The organism is Plantactinospora sp. CNZ320 (genome assembly GCF_002846275.1).
Map to the genome: position 1 here is coordinate 40,238 of NZ_PJMP01000001.1, position 17,582 is coordinate 57,819.

The 17,582-nt window shown below is 72.3% G+C and carries 14 protein-coding genes; 8 read left to right on the forward strand and 6 right to left on the reverse strand.

The genetic code is table 11. The features are described 5' to 3' along the window. Positions 1-23 precede the first annotated feature (23 nt). The gene (locus CLT71_RS00190; protein WP_143743313.1) at positions 24-1,196 is read left to right on the forward strand and encodes an MFS transporter; all 1,173 of its coding nucleotides are present in this window, start codon (positions 24-26) and stop codon (positions 1,194-1,196) included. Positions 1,197-1,215: 19 nt separating this feature from the next. Further along, positions 1,216-2,553, forward strand: coding sequence for an FAD-dependent oxidoreductase (locus tag CLT71_RS00195; protein ID WP_101365290.1), 1,338 nt, complete (start codon positions 1,216-1,218; stop codon positions 2,551-2,553). Here the strand turns inward: CLT71_RS00195 and CLT71_RS00200 are convergent. From CLT71_RS00200 to CLT71_RS00215, 4 genes are read right to left on the reverse strand one after another with little or no spacing between them, the layout of a single operon-like run. Next, positions 2,462-3,376 (reverse strand): hypothetical protein, encoded by a 915-nt coding sequence (locus CLT71_RS00200; protein ID WP_199187451.1) that lies wholly within the window; start codon positions 3,374-3,376, stop codon positions 2,462-2,464. The two genes, CLT71_RS00195 and CLT71_RS00200, sit on opposite strands and share 92 nt — an antisense overlap. A 53-nt stretch (positions 3,377-3,429) precedes the next feature. Beyond that, the gene (gene dgoD / locus CLT71_RS00205) at positions 3,430-4,575 is read right to left on the reverse strand and encodes a galactonate dehydratase (protein WP_101365291.1); all 1,146 of its coding nucleotides are present in this window, start codon (positions 4,573-4,575) and stop codon (positions 3,430-3,432) included. Between the two features lie 48 nt (positions 4,576-4,623). Continuing rightward, positions 4,624-5,334, reverse strand: coding sequence for an FCD domain-containing protein (locus tag CLT71_RS00210; protein WP_101365292.1), 711 nt, complete (start codon positions 5,332-5,334; stop codon positions 4,624-4,626). 45 nt (positions 5,335-5,379) lie between these two features. Continuing rightward, the gene (locus CLT71_RS00215; protein ID WP_101365293.1) at positions 5,380-6,141 is read right to left on the reverse strand and encodes an SDR family oxidoreductase; all 762 of its coding nucleotides are present in this window, start codon (positions 6,139-6,141) and stop codon (positions 5,380-5,382) included. Positions 6,142-6,286: 145 nt separating this feature from the next. On the opposite strand from CLT71_RS00215, the gene CLT71_RS00220 reads away from it, so the two are divergent. The 6 genes from CLT71_RS00220 to CLT71_RS00245 all read left to right on the forward strand — a co-directional run bounded on the left by CLT71_RS00220 (position 6,287) and on the right by CLT71_RS00245 (position 15,388). Next, the gene (locus CLT71_RS00220; RefSeq protein ID WP_101365294.1) at positions 6,287-7,582 is read left to right on the forward strand and encodes an extracellular solute-binding protein; all 1,296 of its coding nucleotides are present in this window, start codon (positions 6,287-6,289) and stop codon (positions 7,580-7,582) included. After that, entirely contained in the window at positions 7,582-8,517 is a 936-nt protein-coding gene (locus CLT71_RS00225; protein WP_199187452.1) for a carbohydrate ABC transporter permease, read from the forward strand. Before CLT71_RS00220 ends, CLT71_RS00225 begins: the two co-directional genes overlap by 1 nt. Further along, entirely contained in the window at positions 8,517-9,341 is an 825-nt protein-coding gene (locus CLT71_RS00230) for a carbohydrate ABC transporter permease (protein WP_101365295.1), read from the forward strand. Before CLT71_RS00225 ends, CLT71_RS00230 begins: the two co-directional genes overlap by 1 nt. After that, on the forward strand, positions 9,338-11,440 hold the full coding sequence (locus CLT71_RS00235) for an alpha-galactosidase (protein WP_101365296.1): 2,103 nt from the start codon (positions 9,338-9,340) through the stop codon (positions 11,438-11,440). Before CLT71_RS00230 ends, CLT71_RS00235 begins: the two co-directional genes overlap by 4 nt. Positions 11,441-11,483: 43 nt before the next feature. Further along, positions 11,484-13,574 (forward strand): NPCBM/NEW2 domain-containing protein, encoded by a 2,091-nt coding sequence (locus tag CLT71_RS00240; RefSeq protein ID WP_101365297.1) that lies wholly within the window; start codon positions 11,484-11,486, stop codon positions 13,572-13,574. Positions 13,575-14,368: 794 nt separating this feature from the next. Then, positions 14,369-15,388: an SDR family oxidoreductase gene (locus CLT71_RS00245; protein WP_101365298.1), complete on the forward strand. Its 1,020-nt coding sequence runs from the start codon at positions 14,369-14,371 to the stop codon at positions 15,386-15,388. A 134-nt stretch (positions 15,389-15,522) separates the two neighbouring features. Here the strand turns inward: CLT71_RS00245 and CLT71_RS00250 are convergent, their stop codons facing one another. Then, the gene (locus tag CLT71_RS00250; protein WP_486483634.1) at positions 15,523-16,302 is read right to left on the reverse strand and encodes a nucleotidyltransferase domain-containing protein; all 780 of its coding nucleotides are present in this window, start codon (positions 16,300-16,302) and stop codon (positions 15,523-15,525) included. 110 nt (positions 16,303-16,412) lie between these two features. After that, positions 16,413-17,354 carry a DNA polymerase beta superfamily protein gene (locus CLT71_RS00255; RefSeq protein WP_101365300.1) on the reverse strand — a complete coding sequence of 314 codons (942 nt, stop codon included), beginning with the start codon at positions 17,352-17,354 and terminating at the stop codon, positions 16,413-16,415. Positions 17,355-17,582: the final 228 nt, after the last annotated feature.

Genomic DNA, 17,582 nt, shown 5'->3' on the forward strand with positions numbered 1-17,582 from the left:
GACCGTCGGCCGGAGGCCGGCGGGTGCCCGTCGTCGAACTCGCCCTGGTGGCGATCATGCTGGTCGCGGGTACCGCCGTGCACTCCGCCCGGACCATCGTCTCCTACCGGGCCCTCGCCATGGGCGCGGACACCGTCGGCATCGGTCTCATCGCCGCCGCCTTCGCCGCCGTCCCGCTGCTCGCCGCGATCTGGACGGGCCGCCAGGCAGATCGCGGCCGAAGCGGGCCCGTCCTGGTCGCCGGCAGCGTCTGCACCGCAATCGGCTGCCTGGTGCTGGCGCTCTCCGTGGACGTGCCGACCCTCGCGGCCGGCTCGGCGCTGCTCGGCCTCGGCCAGCTCGGCCTCCTCATCGGCTCCGAGTCGATCGTCGCCCGTGGCACCACGATCAGTCACCAGGACTGGTGGTTCGGCTGGCTCACGGCGACCGCCTCGCTGAACCAACTCATCGGCCCGCTCGGCGCCGGGCTGCTGGTCAACGCGGGCGGGCTCGACGGCCGGCTCGACAGCACCGCCAACGGCCTGCTCATCGGTGCCGCCATCGCCGCGTTCGGAGTGCCTCTGGCGTGGTGGGTGCGACGTCGCGTCCGGTCCCGGCAGGCCGTCGGGAGCCGGGCCGAGCGGATACCCATGCACCAGGTCGTCGGCGCGCCCGGGGCAGCTGTCGCGCTCTTCGCCGGCATGGCCCTGACCGTCTGCATCGACATCCTCATCATCTACCTGCCGGTGCTCGGCGAGGAGCGCGGCATGCCACCGTCGGTCGTGGGCGCGCTGCTCGCGCTGCGCGCCGGCACCTCACTCGCCGCCCGGCTGGCCACCTCCCGGGCGCTGCGGTTCGCCCGCCGCATCCCGCTCGTGGTCGGCAGCCTGCTGGTTCCGGGGGTCACCCTCGCGATCGTCCCGTTCACCACCGAGTACGTCCTGCTGGCCGTGATCATGGCGGTGGCCGGCATGACGCTCGGCCTGGGTACCCCGCTGTCGATGACCTGGCTCGTGCAGATCGTCCCGACCACCGCGCGCGGCACCGCGCTGGCCCTGCGGCTCACGGTCAACCGCGTCGGCATCGTCGCCATCCCGCTCGGCGCTGGCGCGCTCGCCGCCACGGCCGGTGCGGGAGCGGTGTTCCTGCTGCTCGGCGGTGTCCTGGTGACCGCGGGCGCGGCCGTGGCCGCGCGCTGGCGCACCTCGGACGCCTGATTCTGGAAATGGAGGACCGATGACAGACGTGATCGTCTGTGGTGGCGGCATCGCCGGCCTGGCGGCGGCCGTCTCCGCCGCCACGGCCGGCGCGGAAACGCTGGTGCTGGAGAAATCTCCCCGGTGCGGTGGCTCCGGCCTGCTCTCCAACGGCACACTGTGGACGTTCGCCGATCCCGAACGCGCCGCCGAACTCATGCCGCACGCCGATCATCTGCTCCAGGCGGCGGTCGTCGCCGAGGCGGCCGCCACCCTCGACTGGCTCACCGAGCTGGGGGTGCCGCTCGGCGCGACTGTGGACATGGTGCACGGCACCGGCCGTTCGGTCGACCCGGTGGGCCTGGTCGACCGGCTCCGCGCCCGCCTGCTCGCGCTGGGCGGCCGGATCAGGCTGCGTACTCCGCTGCGTACCCTGGCCCCCGGCTTCCTGGTCAACGACGAGTGGTCCGCGCCCGCGGTCGTACTCGCCACCGGCGGCTTTCAGGGCAACCCCGAGCTGCTGACCCGGTACGGGATCGCCGCGGATCACGTCTATCTGCGGGCGAGCCCGTGGAGCACCGGCGACGGACTGCTCGCCGCGCAGGCGCTCGGCGCTGCCACGTCGAGTGGCCTGGCCGGCTTCTACGGTCACGCGATGCTCGCTCCGCCCGCCGTCATCGTCCCGCACGAGTTCCGGGAGGCCAGCCAGTACTTCGGCCCGCTCAGTATCGCGGTCGGCCTCGACGGCCGCCGGTTCACCGACGAGAGCGGGGGCTCCGGTGAGGAGTCGCTCAACGAGGCCCTGGCCCGATGCCCGGGCGGCCTGGGTTTCTACCTCGGCGACGCCCGCGTGATGGCGATGGACGCCCTGCCCGGCCGGCTGGCGACCCGCACGATCGTCGACCGTGCCGCCGCGAAGGGTTCGGTCGTCACCGCCCCGACACTCGAGGGCCTGGCGGCGGAACTGGCCGGGTACGGCGTGCCGGCCGCCACGCTGCTCGACACCCTGGGTGCGGTGAACCGCGCCGCCGTGACCGGCGAATGGGGCTCGCTCCACCCGGCACGTGCCCGGCACCGACACGGCCTCACCGAGCCGCCCTTCTTCGCCGTGGCGGTCAAGGCCAGCCTGACGTTCACCACGGGCGGCATCGCGGTCGACGACGAGCAGCGGGTACTCGACCGCGCGGCGTCCACCAGCCCGATCGCCACGCTGGTGACCGATCCGACCGACGTCGACCCGGTGCCGATCCCCGGCCTGTACGCGGCCGGCTGCGATGTCGGCGGGCTCAGTCACGCCGGATACTTCGGCGGTCTGCTCCCGGCCCTGGTGACCGGCCGTCGGGCCGGTGCGGCGGCAGCGCGGGGCGGTGGGCGGTGACGACCAGCTCCCACCCGACCTCGCCACCGGCCGGTACCACTGCCGCGTTCCCACCCGGCGGGGGGTCCAGGTCCGCCTCCGCCAGGTCGAAGACCGCGCCGAGCATCGGTTCGACCCCGGTACTCCGGTAGGGTGCCGCCTCCGGCCAACCGCGCAGGTTGCGCCACAGCGCGGTGGACCGGGGCTGGTCCGGGCAGTGCAGGCGCAGCCGGAGCGCGTCGATCCCGTCCACCACCAGTACGTCGTCGGCGCCGACCAGTACGGCACCGAGCGCGGTACCGTCGTCCGGGCCGAACCGGTGCAGCGGCAACCCGGCCGGGTCCGGCCAGGCGGCGGTGTGCCACGGCTTGCCGGTGCGCCACGTCCCGGGCGGCAACAGGTCGGCGACCTCCGGGTAGAGCCGGGTGGGGGTGCCGGGCGGCGCGACCAGTCGGGCCGCCGGTGACAGGTCGAGCAGGGCGTGCGCCGCCCAGACGAACCGGTAGCCCGGCTCGGCGGCGAGGCGGTAGCGGGCCACCACCGCCCCCGACTCTTCGGTGATCCGGCGGGTGAGGGTGAAGTCGGCACAGTCGACGATCGCGCTGTCCGGGCCGGTCGTCCGCCACGGACGGGACCAGACGGAACCGTGGTCCGGGGTGCCGCGTACGGTCGGCAGGCACTCCTCCAGGCCGCCCGCGTCGACGAAGGCGTCCCCCGGGACGACCCGGTCCCGGCCGGTCGAGTCGCCCCGCCAGAGCCACTCGCGCCCGCCGCCGGCCAGGCTGGTCCACCGTCCGCCGTGCCGGTGGTCGACGACGACCCGCAACGGCACGGCGATCCACACGCGACCATCCAGCTGCGTGCGGTTGTTCGACTCGGCTGGGCCGTCCGGGTGGCTCACCATTCCGCGAAGGAGCCGTCGTCGTGCCGCCAGACCGGATTGCGCCAGGCGTGCCCGTGCCGGGCCGCGGCGCGTACGGCCGGTTCGTCGACTGTGATGCCGAGGCCGGGTGCCTCCGGCCGGCGCAGGTGCCCGTCGACGAACCGGAACGGCTCCCGGTCCAGCACGTAGTCGAGCAGTTCCGAGCCGGCGTGGTAGTGGATCCCGATGCTCTGCTCCTGGATCAGGAAGTTCGGCGTGGCGAAGGCGACCTGGAGGCTGGCGGCGAGCGAGATCGGCCCGAGTGGACAGTGCGGGGCGAGCACCGCGCCGTACGTCTCGGCCAGCGCCGCGATCCGGCGTACCTCGGAGATGCCGCCGGCGTGCGACAGGTCGGGCTGCACCACGGCCACGCCCGCGCGCAGTGGCCCGAGGAACTCGTGCCGGCCGAAGAGCCGCTCACCCGTGGCGATCGGCACCGCCGAGGCGCCGACGAGGTCGCCGAGCTGGTGGTTGTGCTCGGGGAGTACCGGTTCCTCCACGAAGAGCGGTCGCAGCGGGGCGAGTTCCGGCAGGATGCGGCGAGCCGCCGCCGGGCTCGCCCGGCCGTGGAAGTCCACCGCGATGTCCCGGTCGTCGCCGAGCACATCCCGGGCGGCGGCGACCCGGCGCACCACCGCGGCCACCTCGCTGGCGCTGGGGATGGTGGCGAGCGGGCCGGAGGCGTTCATCTTGATCGCCGTCATCCCCGCCTCGACCTGTGCGGCTGCGGCGTCGGCGAGTTCGGCCGGTTCGTCACCGCCGATCCAGGAGTAGATCCGGACCCGCTCCCGGACCGGTCCGCCGAGCAGCGCGTGCACCGGGGCGCCGTACGCCTGGCCGGCGATGTCCCAGAGTGCCTGGTCGAGGCCGGCGACGGCGCTGGAGAGCACCGGACCGCCCCGGTAGAAGCCGCCCTTGGTGAGGATCTGCCAGTGCTGCTCGATCCGCAGCGGGTCCTCGCCGAGCAGATACTCGGAGAGCACCTCGACGGCGGCCCGGACCACCTCGGCCCGGCCCTCCACCACCGGTTCACCCCAGCCGACAAGCCCTTCGTCGGTCTCCACCCGGCAGAAGAGCCACCGGGGTGGGACGAGGAAGGTCTCGATGCGGACGATCTTCACTTGACGCCTCTCTGTAACGGCCAACCGGGTGCACGAAGGCACCGATCCTCACTCGCTGTTGCCTGGATGCCGGCGCAGCTTCTGGACGTCCCGGATCGCCTTGTCCAGCAGGTCGCGCATGGCCTGTTCGGCGCTGGTCGGGTCGGTGCGCCGGATCGCCTCCACCACGGCACGGTGGCTCGGCACCGGGTCGTCGTCGGGTGCACCGCCGTGCACCAGGCGGTCCCGCTCGGCCAGTCCGGTCTCCATCACCACCTCCATGCGCTGCAGCAGCTCGTTGTGGGTGCCGGCCAGCAGGGCACGGTGGAAGGCCAGGTCGGCGCGGACGGCGGTGACCGGGTCGGTGGCGGCGGACATCTCGGCCAGCGCCTCGTCGAGAGCGGCCAGGTCCGCCGGGGTGGCGCGGGTGGCGGCCAGTCGGGCGGCGGCCGGCTCGACGATGGTACGCACCTCGTGCAGTTGGTCGAGGAGGTGCTGACCGGCGCCCTCGGCGAACTGCCAGCGGATCACGTCACCGTCGAGCAGGTGCCAGTCCGCCCGGGGGCGTACGAAGGTGCCCCGCTTCTGCCGGGCGTCGACGATGCCCTTGGCGGTGAGCACCTTGAGTGCCTCGCGCAGTGCGGTGAGGCTGACGTCGAGCTCCTGCTGGAGTGCGGCCAGGTTCAGGGTGGCGCCCTCGGCGATCTCCCCGGCGAGGATGCGTCGGGCGATGACCTCGACGGTCTGCCCGTGGACGCCGCGGCGTGCGTACTGTGCCAATGCTCTCCGTGCCTGCCTTCTCGTCGGTGGCGATGGTGTTCTGGGTCAGGCCGAGGCTTTCACCGCGGTCCAACCGCCGTCCACCACCAGGGTGGTGCCGGTGACGTAGCCGGCGTCCGGTGAGGCGAGGAAGGCGATTGCCGCCGCGACCTCGTCCGGGGTGCCGAACCGGCCGGCGACAGTCTCCGCGACGCTGCGTTGACGGTCTACTTCGGACACCCTGTCCCAGGCGGCGGTGAGGATCGGGCCGGGCAGGACGGTGTTGACCCGCACCTGCGGGCCGTACTCGACGGCGAGCTGGCGGCCGAGTGCCACCAGCCCGCCCTTGGCGGCGGCGTAGGCGGGGTGGCCGGGCAGCCCGACGAGCGCGTGCACGGAGGAGACGAGGACGGCCGCGCCCCGGCCGGCGCGCAGGTCGGCCAGGCACGCCTTCAGGCCGAGGAAGGTGCCGGTGAGGCTCACCGCCAACTGCCGGTCCCAGGACTGCCGGCTGGTCTCGTGTGCCGGGGCGACCTCGCTGTGGTAGGCGTTGCTCACCAGGATGTCCACCGGCCCGAACCGATCACGCAGAGTGTTCACCGCCTCGGCCCAGGCGGTCTCGTCGGAGACGTCGGCGACGATCGGGCAGGCCCGGCCGCCGGCTGCGGCGATCTCCTCGGCGACCTGCTCCGCCGGGCGGAGGTCGACCAGGCCGACCGCCGCGCCCTCGGCGGCGAGCCGCCGGGCGGTGGCCGCCCCGATGCCGCCATAAGCCCCTGTGACCAGGGCAACCTTGCCGTCAAGCCGCCGCTTCAGATGGCTCTGCATCCGTCACCGTCCCGCAGATGAAAACATTAATTAGGAAGAAATCTTGACAGGCGCTGCGCCTGGAGGCAACCTTCTGGATCGCACCGTTTACCTGAGCGACACACCCGCGACCCGAGCTCGGGTCGATGAGGAAGGGATACCCCCAGTGAGCGACTTCGACCCCGGTCGTCGCCGGTTCCTCGGCCACCTCGGACTCGCCGGCCTCGGCGCGCTCGGCATGGGCGGCCTGGTCGGTTGTGCCAGTTCCGCCAGCACCTCCTCCGGCGGCGGCGGAAGCAACGGGCCGGTCACCGTGCAGTCCAACCTCTCCTCCCCGCAGGCGAAGACCGCGATGGAGAAGATCATTGAAAGCTTCAACAAGCAGGGCAAGGGCAGCGCGACGCTGAACACGGTCGCCGCCGAGACCTACCGCACCCAGCTTCCGACGTACCTGACCTCGGCGAACCCGCCGGACCTCTACACCTGGTACGCAGGCTCGGTCGCCGACGACTACGCCAGCAAGGGTCTGCTGCTGGACGTCTCCGACGTCTGGCAGGGGCTGTCCGACTACCCCGAGGCGCTGCGCACCATCTCCACCGACGCCTCCGGCAAGCAGGTCTTCGTGCCGATGACCAACTACTGGTGGGGCTTCTTCTATCGCAAGTCCAACTTTGCCAAGTGGGGCGTGCAGGAGCCGAAGACCTGGAACGACTTCCTCGCGCTGTGCCAGACCTTGCAGGGCAAGGGAATCCCGCCGATCGGCATCGGCCTCGGTGACACCCCGTGGGTGGCCTCGGCCTGGTTCGACTACCTGAACATCCGGATCAACGGCGCACCGTTCCACCGCGAACTGCTCGCCGGCAAGCAGCGCTTCGACGACCCGAAGGTGAAGGCGGTCTTCACCCGCTGGCGCGAGGTGCTGCCGTACTTCGACCCGAAGGGCAAGGCGTACCCGTTCCAGGAGGCCACCGCCGCGCTGCTGGCCGGCAAGACCGGCATGTTCCTGATCGGCACCTTCTTCGCCGACGCCGCGCCGTCCGACGCCCTCGGCGACCTCGACTTCTTCCGGTTCCCGATCATCGACCCGGCGGTGCCGGTCGCCGAGGAGGGGCCGACCGACGGCTTCTTCGCCAGCGCCAAGAGCGGCAACCAGGCCGGCACCAAGGCACTGCTGGGCTACCTGGCCTCGGTCGAGGCCCAGGAGGAGTACATCAGGCACAGCTCCGGCATCGTGCTGCCGGCCAACCCCAAGGCCAAGGCCGCCGACTCCCCGCTGGTGGCCAAGGGCAAGGCGATGCTGGAGAGCGCACAGGAGCTGACCCAGTTCTTCAACCGGGACTCCAGTGACGCGCTCCAGCCGACCGCCGACACCGCGCTCACCAAGTTCATGGACAAGCCCGACCAGATCGACGCGATCCTGCGCGAGTGGCAGGCGGGAGCGGAAAAGGTTTTCAAGGGCTGATGACGGTAATCGCCCCGACCGACAGCCCCCGGCAGCGGCCGGCGCCGGACCGGAAGCCGTCTCGGCGGCGACCTGCCCGGCGCCTGTCGCCGCTGCTGGTGGCCTTCGTGCTCGTACCCTTCGCGGTGGAGAGCATCTGGGTCTTCTGGCCGGCCCTACAGGGCTTCTACTTCTCGCTCACCCGCTGGGACGGCCTCGAACCGCCGCAGTTCATCGGCCTCGACAACTACGCCGAGTTGGCCGGCGACTCGGTCTTCCGGGGCGCCCTGCTCAACACCGTGATCTGGCTGCTGCTCTTCGGCGGGCTCTCGGTCGTCGGCGGGTTCGGCATGGCGCTGCTGTTGCAGAAGGAGCGGCGCGGCATCGGCTTCTACCGGGCCGCGCTCTTCACCCCGGTGGTCTTCTCGCTGGTGGTGACCGGGTTGGTCTGGCGGGTCTTCTACCAGCCCGACGGGCTCGCCGACCAGGTGCTCCAGGCGGTCGGCCTGGAGCAACTGATCCGCCCCTGGCTGGCCGACCCGCAGACCGCGCTCTACGCGGTCATCCTGCCCGCACTGTGGCGGCAGATCGGGTACGTCATGGTGCTCTACCTCGCCGGTCTCAAGGCCATCGACCCGGCGCTGCACGAGGCGGCCCGGGTGGACGGCGCCAACGGTTGGCAGCGGCTCTGGAAGGTCACCGTCCCGCAGCTGCGCGGGGTCAACGCGGTGGTGCTCTCGGTCATCGTGATCGACTCGCTCCGCTCCTTCGACATCGTCTGGGCGCTGACCCGGGGCGGGCCGTACCACTCCTCCGAGCTGCTCAGCACCTACATGTACTCGACCGCGTTCCAGAGCCTGCGGCTCGGCTACGGCTCGGCGATCGCCGTCGTGATCTTCGTACTGGCGCTGGCGGTCATCCTCGGCTACCTCGTCCGCGCCTTCCGGGAGGACTGATGTTCCGCAAGCTCCGGACCGGTGGCTTCCACCTCGGGATGAGCCTGGTGGCGCTGCTCTGGCTCGGCCCGATCCTCTGGGTCGTCACCATGTCGGTCCGCTCCTTCGACGACATCGCCGCGAACGGGGTGGGCAGCCTGCCACGCTCGTTCACCCTGGAGACCTACCGGGAGGCGTGGACCGACGGCGGCCAGTTCCGGGCGCTGGTCAACAGCCTGCTGGTGACCGTACCGTCGGTGCTGCTCAGCCTGGCGCTGGCCGCGGTCGCGGCCTTCGCGCTGGCCCGGTTCCGGATCCCGGGCCGGCGCACCATCCTGCTGCTTATGCTCGCCGGCAACCTGCTGCCGCCGCAGATCCTGCTCATCCCGGTGAACAAGTTCAGCGAGCTGACCGGCCTCTACGACACCCTCTGGGCGCTGATCGCCGTCCAGGTCGGCTTCGGACTCGGCTTCTACACGTTCGTGCTGCACGGCTTCATGCGCGACCTGCCGGGCGAGATCCAGGAGGCGGCCATGATCGACGGTGCCGGGCCGGGTCAGATCTTCGCCCGGGTGATCCTGCCGCTCACCCGGCCGGCGCTGGCCGCCCTCGGCGCGCTCTCCTTCACCTGGATCTTCAACGACCTGCTCTGGGCCATCACGGTGCTGCGCACCGACGACCGGATGCCGGTCACCCCGGCCCTGCTGGGTTTGCAGGGGCAGTTCGTCTCGTCCTGGAACGTCATCGCCGCCGGCACGGTGATCGCGGCGGTGCCGACCGTGCTGGTCTTCCTCCGCTTCCAGCGGCACTTCGTCGGCGGCCTGGCGATCGGAGCCGTCAAGTGAGCACCTCCGACCCCCGGCGTTGGACGCTGCGCGGGGCGCGCACCGAGTACACCGTGGCCGTACCCGAGCACGGGCGCTGGCTCGAACTGGTGGCCTGGGGGCCGCACGGGGTGAGCGAGGGCCTCTCGCCGGTGGAGTACGCCGGCCCGGTGCCGTTCCTCACCGCCGGGGACGCCGCGCCGATCGAGTACGCCACCGACGCCGCCCGGCCGTTCACCGGGGCCGATCTGGTGGTGGAGACCGCCGCCGGGGACCGCCGGGTCGGGTTCGGGTACGTCGGCGCCGACACCGGTACCGGTCCGGAGCGGCTGGTGGTGACCTTCGCCGACCCGGTCACCGGGCTGCGGGCCCGGCTGCACTACGAGATCCCGGACGGCACCGACGTGCTGCGCCGGTGGGTCGAGCTGACCAACACCGGCCCGGAGCCGCTGCGGCTGCACCGGGCCGACTCGGCCGGATTCTGCGTACCCACGCCGCACGGTGCCCGGCTCAGCTACCAGTGGGGGCAGTGGGCACAGGAGTTCCAACTCGACCACGTCGACCTCGGGCACGGCGAGTTCACCGTCGGCAGCGCGCAGGGGGTACCCGGGCACGCGTACGTCCCGTGGCTCGTCGTACGGGACCGGGCCGAACCGACCGGTTCCGCCTGGGCGGTGGCGGTGGAGTGGACCGGGTCGTGGGAGATCAGGGCGACCCGGGACACCGGCGGACTGACCCGGGTACGCGCCGGCCGGCGCCTGGTCGACGGCCCGCTCGACCTGCCCGCCGGGGCGCGACTGGTGCTGCCGGCGGTCACCGGTGCCTACAGCCCGGATGGGCTCGACGGGCTGGCCCGGGTCTGGCACGACCACCAGCGCCGGCTCGCCGGGGAGCGGCTGCGGCCCCGCCCGGTCCTCTACAACTCGTGGGAGGCGACCTACTTCGCTGTCGACGCGCAGAACCAGCTCGCGCTGGCCCGGATCGCCGCCGACCTCGGCGTCGAGACCTTCGTGGTCGACGACGGCTGGTTCGTCGGCCGCGACGACGACACCGCCGGACTGGGGGACTGGACCCCGGACCCGGCGAAGTTCCCGAACGGCTTCGACGCCTTCGTCACCGAGATCCGCAGCCTCGGGCTGAACTTCGGGCTCTGGGTCGAGCCGGAGTGCGTGAACCCGCGCTCGACGCTCTACGCCGAGCACCCGGACTGGGTCTATCAGGTGGAGGGTCGGCCGCTGACCCCGATCCGCAGCCAGTACCTGCTGGACCTGGGCCGTCCGGAGGTCGCCGAGTTCGTTCACTCTACTGTGGACGGACTGCTCCGCCGGTACGACATCGGTTACCTGAAGTGGGACTTCAACCGGCCGCGTACCGAAGCCGGCCGGAGCCTCGCGGCGGCGGCCGGAGCGGCCGGTCGGGTCGACCTCGACGGCGCGCACGTGGCAAACCTGCACCGGATCTACGAGCGGCTGCGCCGCGACCACCCGCACGTGCTGCTCGAAGCCTGTGCCGGCGGCGGGGCGCGGACCGACCTCGGGATGGCGGCCCGGGCCGACGTCTTCTGGCCCAGTGACAACACCGGCCCGCTGGACCGGCTCGCCATCCAGTACGGCTTCCTGCACGCCAACGCCCCGCACCTGCTCAGCTCCTGGGTGACCGACTCGCCCGGACTCTTCGACCCGCGTGGCAGGTCGCTGGCCTTCCGGTTCGTGCTGGCGATGGCCGGCGTGCTCGGCATCGGGGCCGACATCCGGCACTGGACGCCGGAGCAGCGCCGCGAGGCGGCCGGCTGGATCGCCTGGTACAAGGAGATCCGGGAGATCGTGATGCACGGCAGCGTGCACCTGATCGGCGGCCCGGACCAGCCGCGCTGCGCCGTGCAGTACACCGCGCCCGACCAGCGGACGGTGGTGGTCCTCGCCTGGCACACCGGCCGGCTCGACGGCGCCGGCCTGCTGCCGTCCCGCCCGGTCCGGCTCCCGCTGGCCGGCCTCGACCCGGCCGCCACCTACCGACACGACGAACGGCGCTACTCCGGCAGCCACCTGAGCACGGTGGGGCTGCCGGTCCGGTGGACGCCCGACCACGACGCGGAACTCGCCGTCCTCCGGCGCGCCTGATCCACCTTCCCACCCCCGTTCCCCCAACAGCGAAGGAAACGATGTGAGACGACATGCGTACGTCGGCGGGCTCGCCCTCGCCGCCGGCCTGCTGGTCGCACCCGTCCCCGCCCAGGCGCAGGCTCCGGCCCAACCACTCGACGCCGCCGCGTCGGTGGCCGCCGACCAGGTGCTCAGCCCCACCCCCTACCAGGGCTGGAACACCTACTACGGGCTCGGCGGGGAGTTCTCCGAGGAGTCGGTGAAGCAGGTCGCCGACGCGCTTGTCGAGCGCGGCTTCGCCAAGGCCGGCTACGACATCGTCTGGCTCGACGGCGGCTGGCAGGACCCGGAGCCGCGTACCGCCGCCGGTGACCTCCAGGCCGACCGGACCCGGTTCCCCAACGGGCTCAAGCCGCTTGTCGACTACATCCACGGCAAGGGGCTGCGGGCCGGCATCTACACCGACGCCGGACCGTACATCCCGGGTAAATGCGGGCTCGGCAGCCACGGCTACTACCAGCGCGACGCCGACCAGTTCGCCGCCTGGGAGTTCGACGCGGTCAAGGTGGACTACCTCTGCGGGATCGCCGCCGGCCTTGACCCGAAGACCGTCTACACCGAGTTCGCCGCCGCGCTGCGCAACAACGCCAGCCAGCGGCCGATCATCTTCAACCTCTGCAACCCGGTCACCTCGCCCGACTGGGGCGACTACCCGGAGGAGCAGCAGTCGACGTACTCCTGGAGCTACGCCCCGGCGATCGCACAGTCCTGGCGGACGTACACCGACGTCGGGTTCGTCGGCGAGGTCAAGTACAAGGACGTGCTGCGCAACTTCGACGCGAACGCGCGGCACCCGGAGGTCGCCGGTCCGGGGCACTTCAACGACCCGGACTACCTCGGGCCGGAACTCGGGATGACCGACGAGGAGTTCCGGACCCAGATGACCCTCTGGACCGTGGCCGCCGCGCCGCTGGTGATCGCCAGCGACGTACGCAAGCTCAGCCCGACCTCGGTGCAGATCCTCACCGACCCCGAGGTGCTGGCGATCAACCAGGACCCGGCCGGGGTGCAGGCGGTCCGGGTCGGCCCGGCCGGCAGCAGCGAGACCTGGGTGAAGCGGCTCGCCGACGGCGACCGGGCGGTGGTGCTGCTCAACCGGGGCGACAGCCCGAAGACCCTCACCACCACGGCGAAGGCGGTCGGCCTGACCGGCAACCGGTTCACCGTCGAGAACGCCTGGACCGACCAGGTCACCGAGAGCGCCGGCACCATCAGCGCGGCGGTTCCGGCGCACGGCGCGGCACTGTTCCGGGTCGGGACGCACCGTGGACAGCCGGGGGTACCGCACGTGACCGCCGGACTGCCGCAGGTGACCCAGGTCGGCGGCGTCGCCACCCCGGACGGGTCGGCGCCGGTGGCCGCCGGCGGGGACCAGGCGCGGATCGAGGTCGCCGTCCGCAACGACGGCCTGCTGCCGGTACTCGCACCGCAGGTCACCCTGGCGGCGCCCGCAGGCTGGACGGTCCGGCCGGTGGCTCGGGCGGCGGTGCCGGTACTTGCCGGCGGGCAGCGTTCGACCTTCGGCTTCACCGTGACGCTGCCGGCCGGTGCCGCTCCCGGTGCCGCGAAGCTGACCGCCACCACCTCGTACCAGGTGCCCGGACACGGCCGGCTGCGGCAGTCGACGGTCGGCACCCTGACGGTCGCCCCGGCGCCGCCGCGTGGTGAGGTGGTGCTCTCGCACCATGACTGGATCAGCGCCACGAGCGGTTGGATGAGCCCGACCGTCGACGCCAGTGTCGGCGGCGGTTCCCCGATCAGCGTCGTCGGCCAGGTCTATCCGACCGGGATCGGGGTCGCCTCGCCGTCGACGGTCCGCTACTACCTCGGTGGCCGGTGCACCCGACTCTCCGCACTCGTCGGACTGGACGACGCGGTCCGCAACGTCGGCCCCGAGGGGGCGACGGTGACCTTCCAGGTGGTCGGCGACGGCCAGCTTCGGTACGACAGCGGCGTGCTGACCCGGGACGACCCGCGCCAGGTCGACGTGGACCTGACCGGGGTACGGGTCCTCGACCTGGTGGTCGGCGACGCGGGTGACGGCGGCTACAACGACCGCGCCGACTGGGCCAACCTGACCGCCACCTGCTGACACCGACGACGGACGGTTCGCGCCCGGGTGGCACCGCCATCCGGGCCCGGACCGTCCGGTGGGCGAGAGCGCTGCCACTCTTTGGGGCGGCTGCTCTGACCCTGGTGTCAGGTGCGATCGAACTGATCACAGTGGACTTCGATCGGGGAGGGATGGAATCGACCGGCCCGGCGGACTGGCGACCCGAGGTGGGTGTTGGGTGATGAGGCGAGCTGGTCATCGTCGGCGCGGAGCGACCCGGCGGCGGAGCCGGGGGTAGTTGGCGCGGAGACTGTCGAGCTGGGTGCACAAGCGGGGCACGGAACCGGGGTTGTCGACGGCGTGCCGCGGTGGCGTGCCGCGGTTCGGGTCGACCGGCGGACGGGACCGGGGTTCGGGCAGCCGGGGAGGGTGGGCACACAAGCGGGGCAGCTCGACAGTCTCCTCGGCGAGTATCCCCACCCCGCTCCCCACCCGACGTCAGGAGATCGCCGACTCGGAGACACCTGGAAGCACCGGGTTGCACGATCAACCTTCAAAGACAGGGCGCCAGCAGCGCCCGGTCGCCGGATTTCGAGAGGCGACGTCGGCGGCATCTATCTCCTCGCCTGCCAGGATCGCCCGGGTCGCCCGTTCGACTGCCGGTTCGACTGCGCCTGACCGGACTCCGTCAAGGCCCGACCCTGCGCGTTGTGGCCCGGACCCGTCAGCGGCCATACTGACAGCCTTCCGCCGGTCGCGAGACCGACACACTTTCCGGATCGGCCGGCGCGACCGCGTTCCGGGGGTCGGCGGCGAGCACAGGAGGTGGCGGCATCAGCGCCCGCAGGGTTCTCTTCGTCGGCGGCAGCGGGATCATCAGCTCCGCCTGTTCCCGGCTCGCCGTCGAGCACGGCATCGAGTTGACGGTGCTCAACCGGGGCACCACCACCCGGCGGCCGCTGCCGGCCGGGGTCACCACGCTCCGGGCCGACATCCGCGATCCCGACTCGGTCCGGGCCGCGCTCGGCCGGCGGGAGTTCGACGCGGTCGTCGACTGGATCGCCTTCACCCCGGCACACCTGCGGACCAGCATGGAGCTGTTCCGGGACCGGACCGGCCAGTACGTCTTCATCAGCTCGGCGTCGGCCTACCAGACCCCACCGGCCCGGCTGCCGATCGTCGAGTCGACGCCGCTGCGCAACCCGTACTGGCGTTACTCGCGGGACAAGATCGCGTGTGAGGACCTGCTCGTCCGGGCGTACCGCGACGACGCTTTCCCGGCCACCATCGTGCGCCCGTCGCACACCTACGACCGGACGCTGGTGCCGTTCGACGGCGGCTGGACGGTACTCGGCCGGATGCGCCGGGGCCGGGAGATCGTCGTACACGGCGACGGCACATCACTGTGGACACTCACCCACCACACGGACTTCGCCCGGGGGTTCGTGCCGCTGCTCGGGCATCCCGCCGCGATCGGGGACGTCTTCCACATCACCTCCGACGAGGTGCTCACCTGGAACCAGATCGCCGAGACGCTGGCGGCGGCTGCCGGGGTACCGGCCCGGATCGTGCACGTGCCGTCGGCCGTGATCGCGGCGTCGGATCCCGAGTGGGGTGCCGCGCTGCTCGGCGACAAGACACACTCGATGGTCTTCGACAACAGCAAGCTGCGCCGGCTGGTACCGGACTTCGTCGCCACCGTGCCGTTCAGGCAGGGCGCCCGGGAGATCGTCGACTGGTACGACGCCGACCCGACCCGGCAGCGCGTCGACGCCCGGCTGGACGCCCTGCACGACCGCCTGGTCGAGGCGTACCGGATCCGCGACCTGGTCGGCGCCGGCTCAGAGGAGTAAACCGCCGGCCGGCGACCGCGGACCGCCGAGGCCGGCCGGGTCCAGCCGGGCGGCGGCGACCGAGTGACCTGTGAAGCAGAACCGCCCGGGGACAACGGGAGCTGCCGGGTGCGGGACCAACCGGTGGACGAGGACTAACGGCTGGGTACGGTGGCCAGCCGGAGCCGGACCAGCAGATCGTGCAGGGCCGGCTCCGCTGTCGGCCGTTCGGACAGCCGGGACGCCGACTGCGCCTCGTCCAGTGCTGCGTGCAGGGCCGCCAGGTCGGCGTCCAGCCTGTCCCCGCCGGGCGCACCGGTAACCCCGGCGAGCAGGTCGTGTTCGCCGGCCGCTTTGGCTGCGATCAGCGTGCCGAGATAGGCGGGCGCCTCGGCCAGCTCCGCCGCCAGGGTCGGCAGGTGGGCCACAAGTCGGCCGGTCCGCATTAGGTGGATGCCGGTCAGCAGGGTCCGGAACGTGTAGAGCAGCGGTTTCACCTCCCCGCTGCGGTCGAAGAGCCGGCGCTGGGTCTGCGCGAACCCCCGGTAGTGGTGCGCGTGGTGCCGAGTGAGGCAGGCCGGCGCCAGCGCGACCAGTTCGGCGTGCGCCTCCCCGGTCACCACGACCAGCGGTGAGAGGAGCTGTTCCAGAACGTACCCGTTGCGCCGCAGCAGCAGTTGGCCGAACTTCGCCGCGTCGTGGGTGACCAGGTCGATTTCGACGCCGTACCGGATCCAGCTCCGGTCCACTGTGGCCGGCCCGTGCCGCAGCCCGACCACCTCGGCGGCCGGCAGCAGGTGGGCGCCGCGCAGGTCGACGTCGGAGTCCCGGGACGGGAAGCCGTAGAGATGTGCCCCGGAGACGGTGGCGAAGAGCAGCGGATAGGGCTGGTCGGCCACGACGTCGCGCAGGGCGGCCGGCTCCAGCCGGGTCAAATCGGGTGCCGGTCGGGTGCGGCCGGTGTCGCCCGTCGTCTCCGTGTCTGCCGGGTCGTCGTTCCCGATGCCTTCCGGGCCGCTGGTGGTCCGGGAATCGGTCGAGTGGGTCATCCGAGTGCCTCCCGGGCGCTGCGGGCCCGTACCGAGTAGAGCCAGGCGTCGACCCGGGCCGTGTCGGGCAGCGCCGGCAGCGGGCTGCGCGGCACGGCGTCGTCCAGGTCGGCGTGCAGGGCCAGCCGCCACCGTTCCACCTCGGCCCACGGAAGCTCGCCCCGGCGTACCGCCAGCAGCCGTTCGCGGTGCGGCCCGACGTCCAGCTCCAGCCGGCCGTGCCGGAGCAGGTCACCGGCGGCGATCAGCAGCCGTAGCAGGTGCATGACGTGCTTCCACCGGGGTTCGCCGCGCTGGCGCAGATCCGCCTCCAGCTTCTTGAACTGGCTGAGCACATAGCCGGAGTAGGTCTGGTAGGTGAGCTGGGAGAGGAACGCCTGCCGCAGTTCGAGCAGTTCCGCGCCGACCGGGGTGACGGTGAGCACGGCGGGGGAGTGCAGCACCTCCAGCAGGTTGGGGTTCGCCTTCAGGGCCAGCTCGCAGAAGCGCTCCACCTCCCAGGAGAACCGATCCGGCTCGGGACCGTCGAGGTGGCTCGGCGGCTTGGCCAGCGACCAGAAGGCGGGCGTGGGCGCGGCGTAGACGCCCCGGATGTCGGTGTCGGACTCCTCGATGGCCAGCCCGAAGGCGCGGGAGCCGACCACCGCGGCGTAGATGGTGTGCCGAGCGACCAGGTCGAGGCCGTCGGCCGCCACCGTGCCCGCCTCGACCGCCAGGTTCTGCTGGTACGCCCTGCGCAGCGCGAGCTGTCCGCGCGGGCTGCGCAGCCGCCGCCCGTCGGTGAGCTGGACCAGGTAGTCGTCGCCGGTCGGGTCGTAGCCGAGTACCCGGCCGGTGGCGCCGCGCTGCACCCGGGCACCGGCCAGGTCGGCGGCGGTCTCCCGCAGCACCACCTGGGTCCCCTCCGGTAACCGGGGAACCGTCGATCGGCTGGACATGACGGACATCCTGCCGTACCCGAGGTCCCTGCCGCACCGCAGTTCACGCCGGCACCGCCGGTCCCAACCGTGTCCGGCGCGGCGCGGCGGGCCCTCGGCCCACTCCTGTCACACCCTGCGGCGACAATCGGGTGATGTTCCTCGCCACGCGGCCCCGCCCGACCGGACGGTGCCGCCCCCCGGCCGGCCCAGTGGGTACGCTCGCTACCGGCGTGGGGCCCGCCCCGG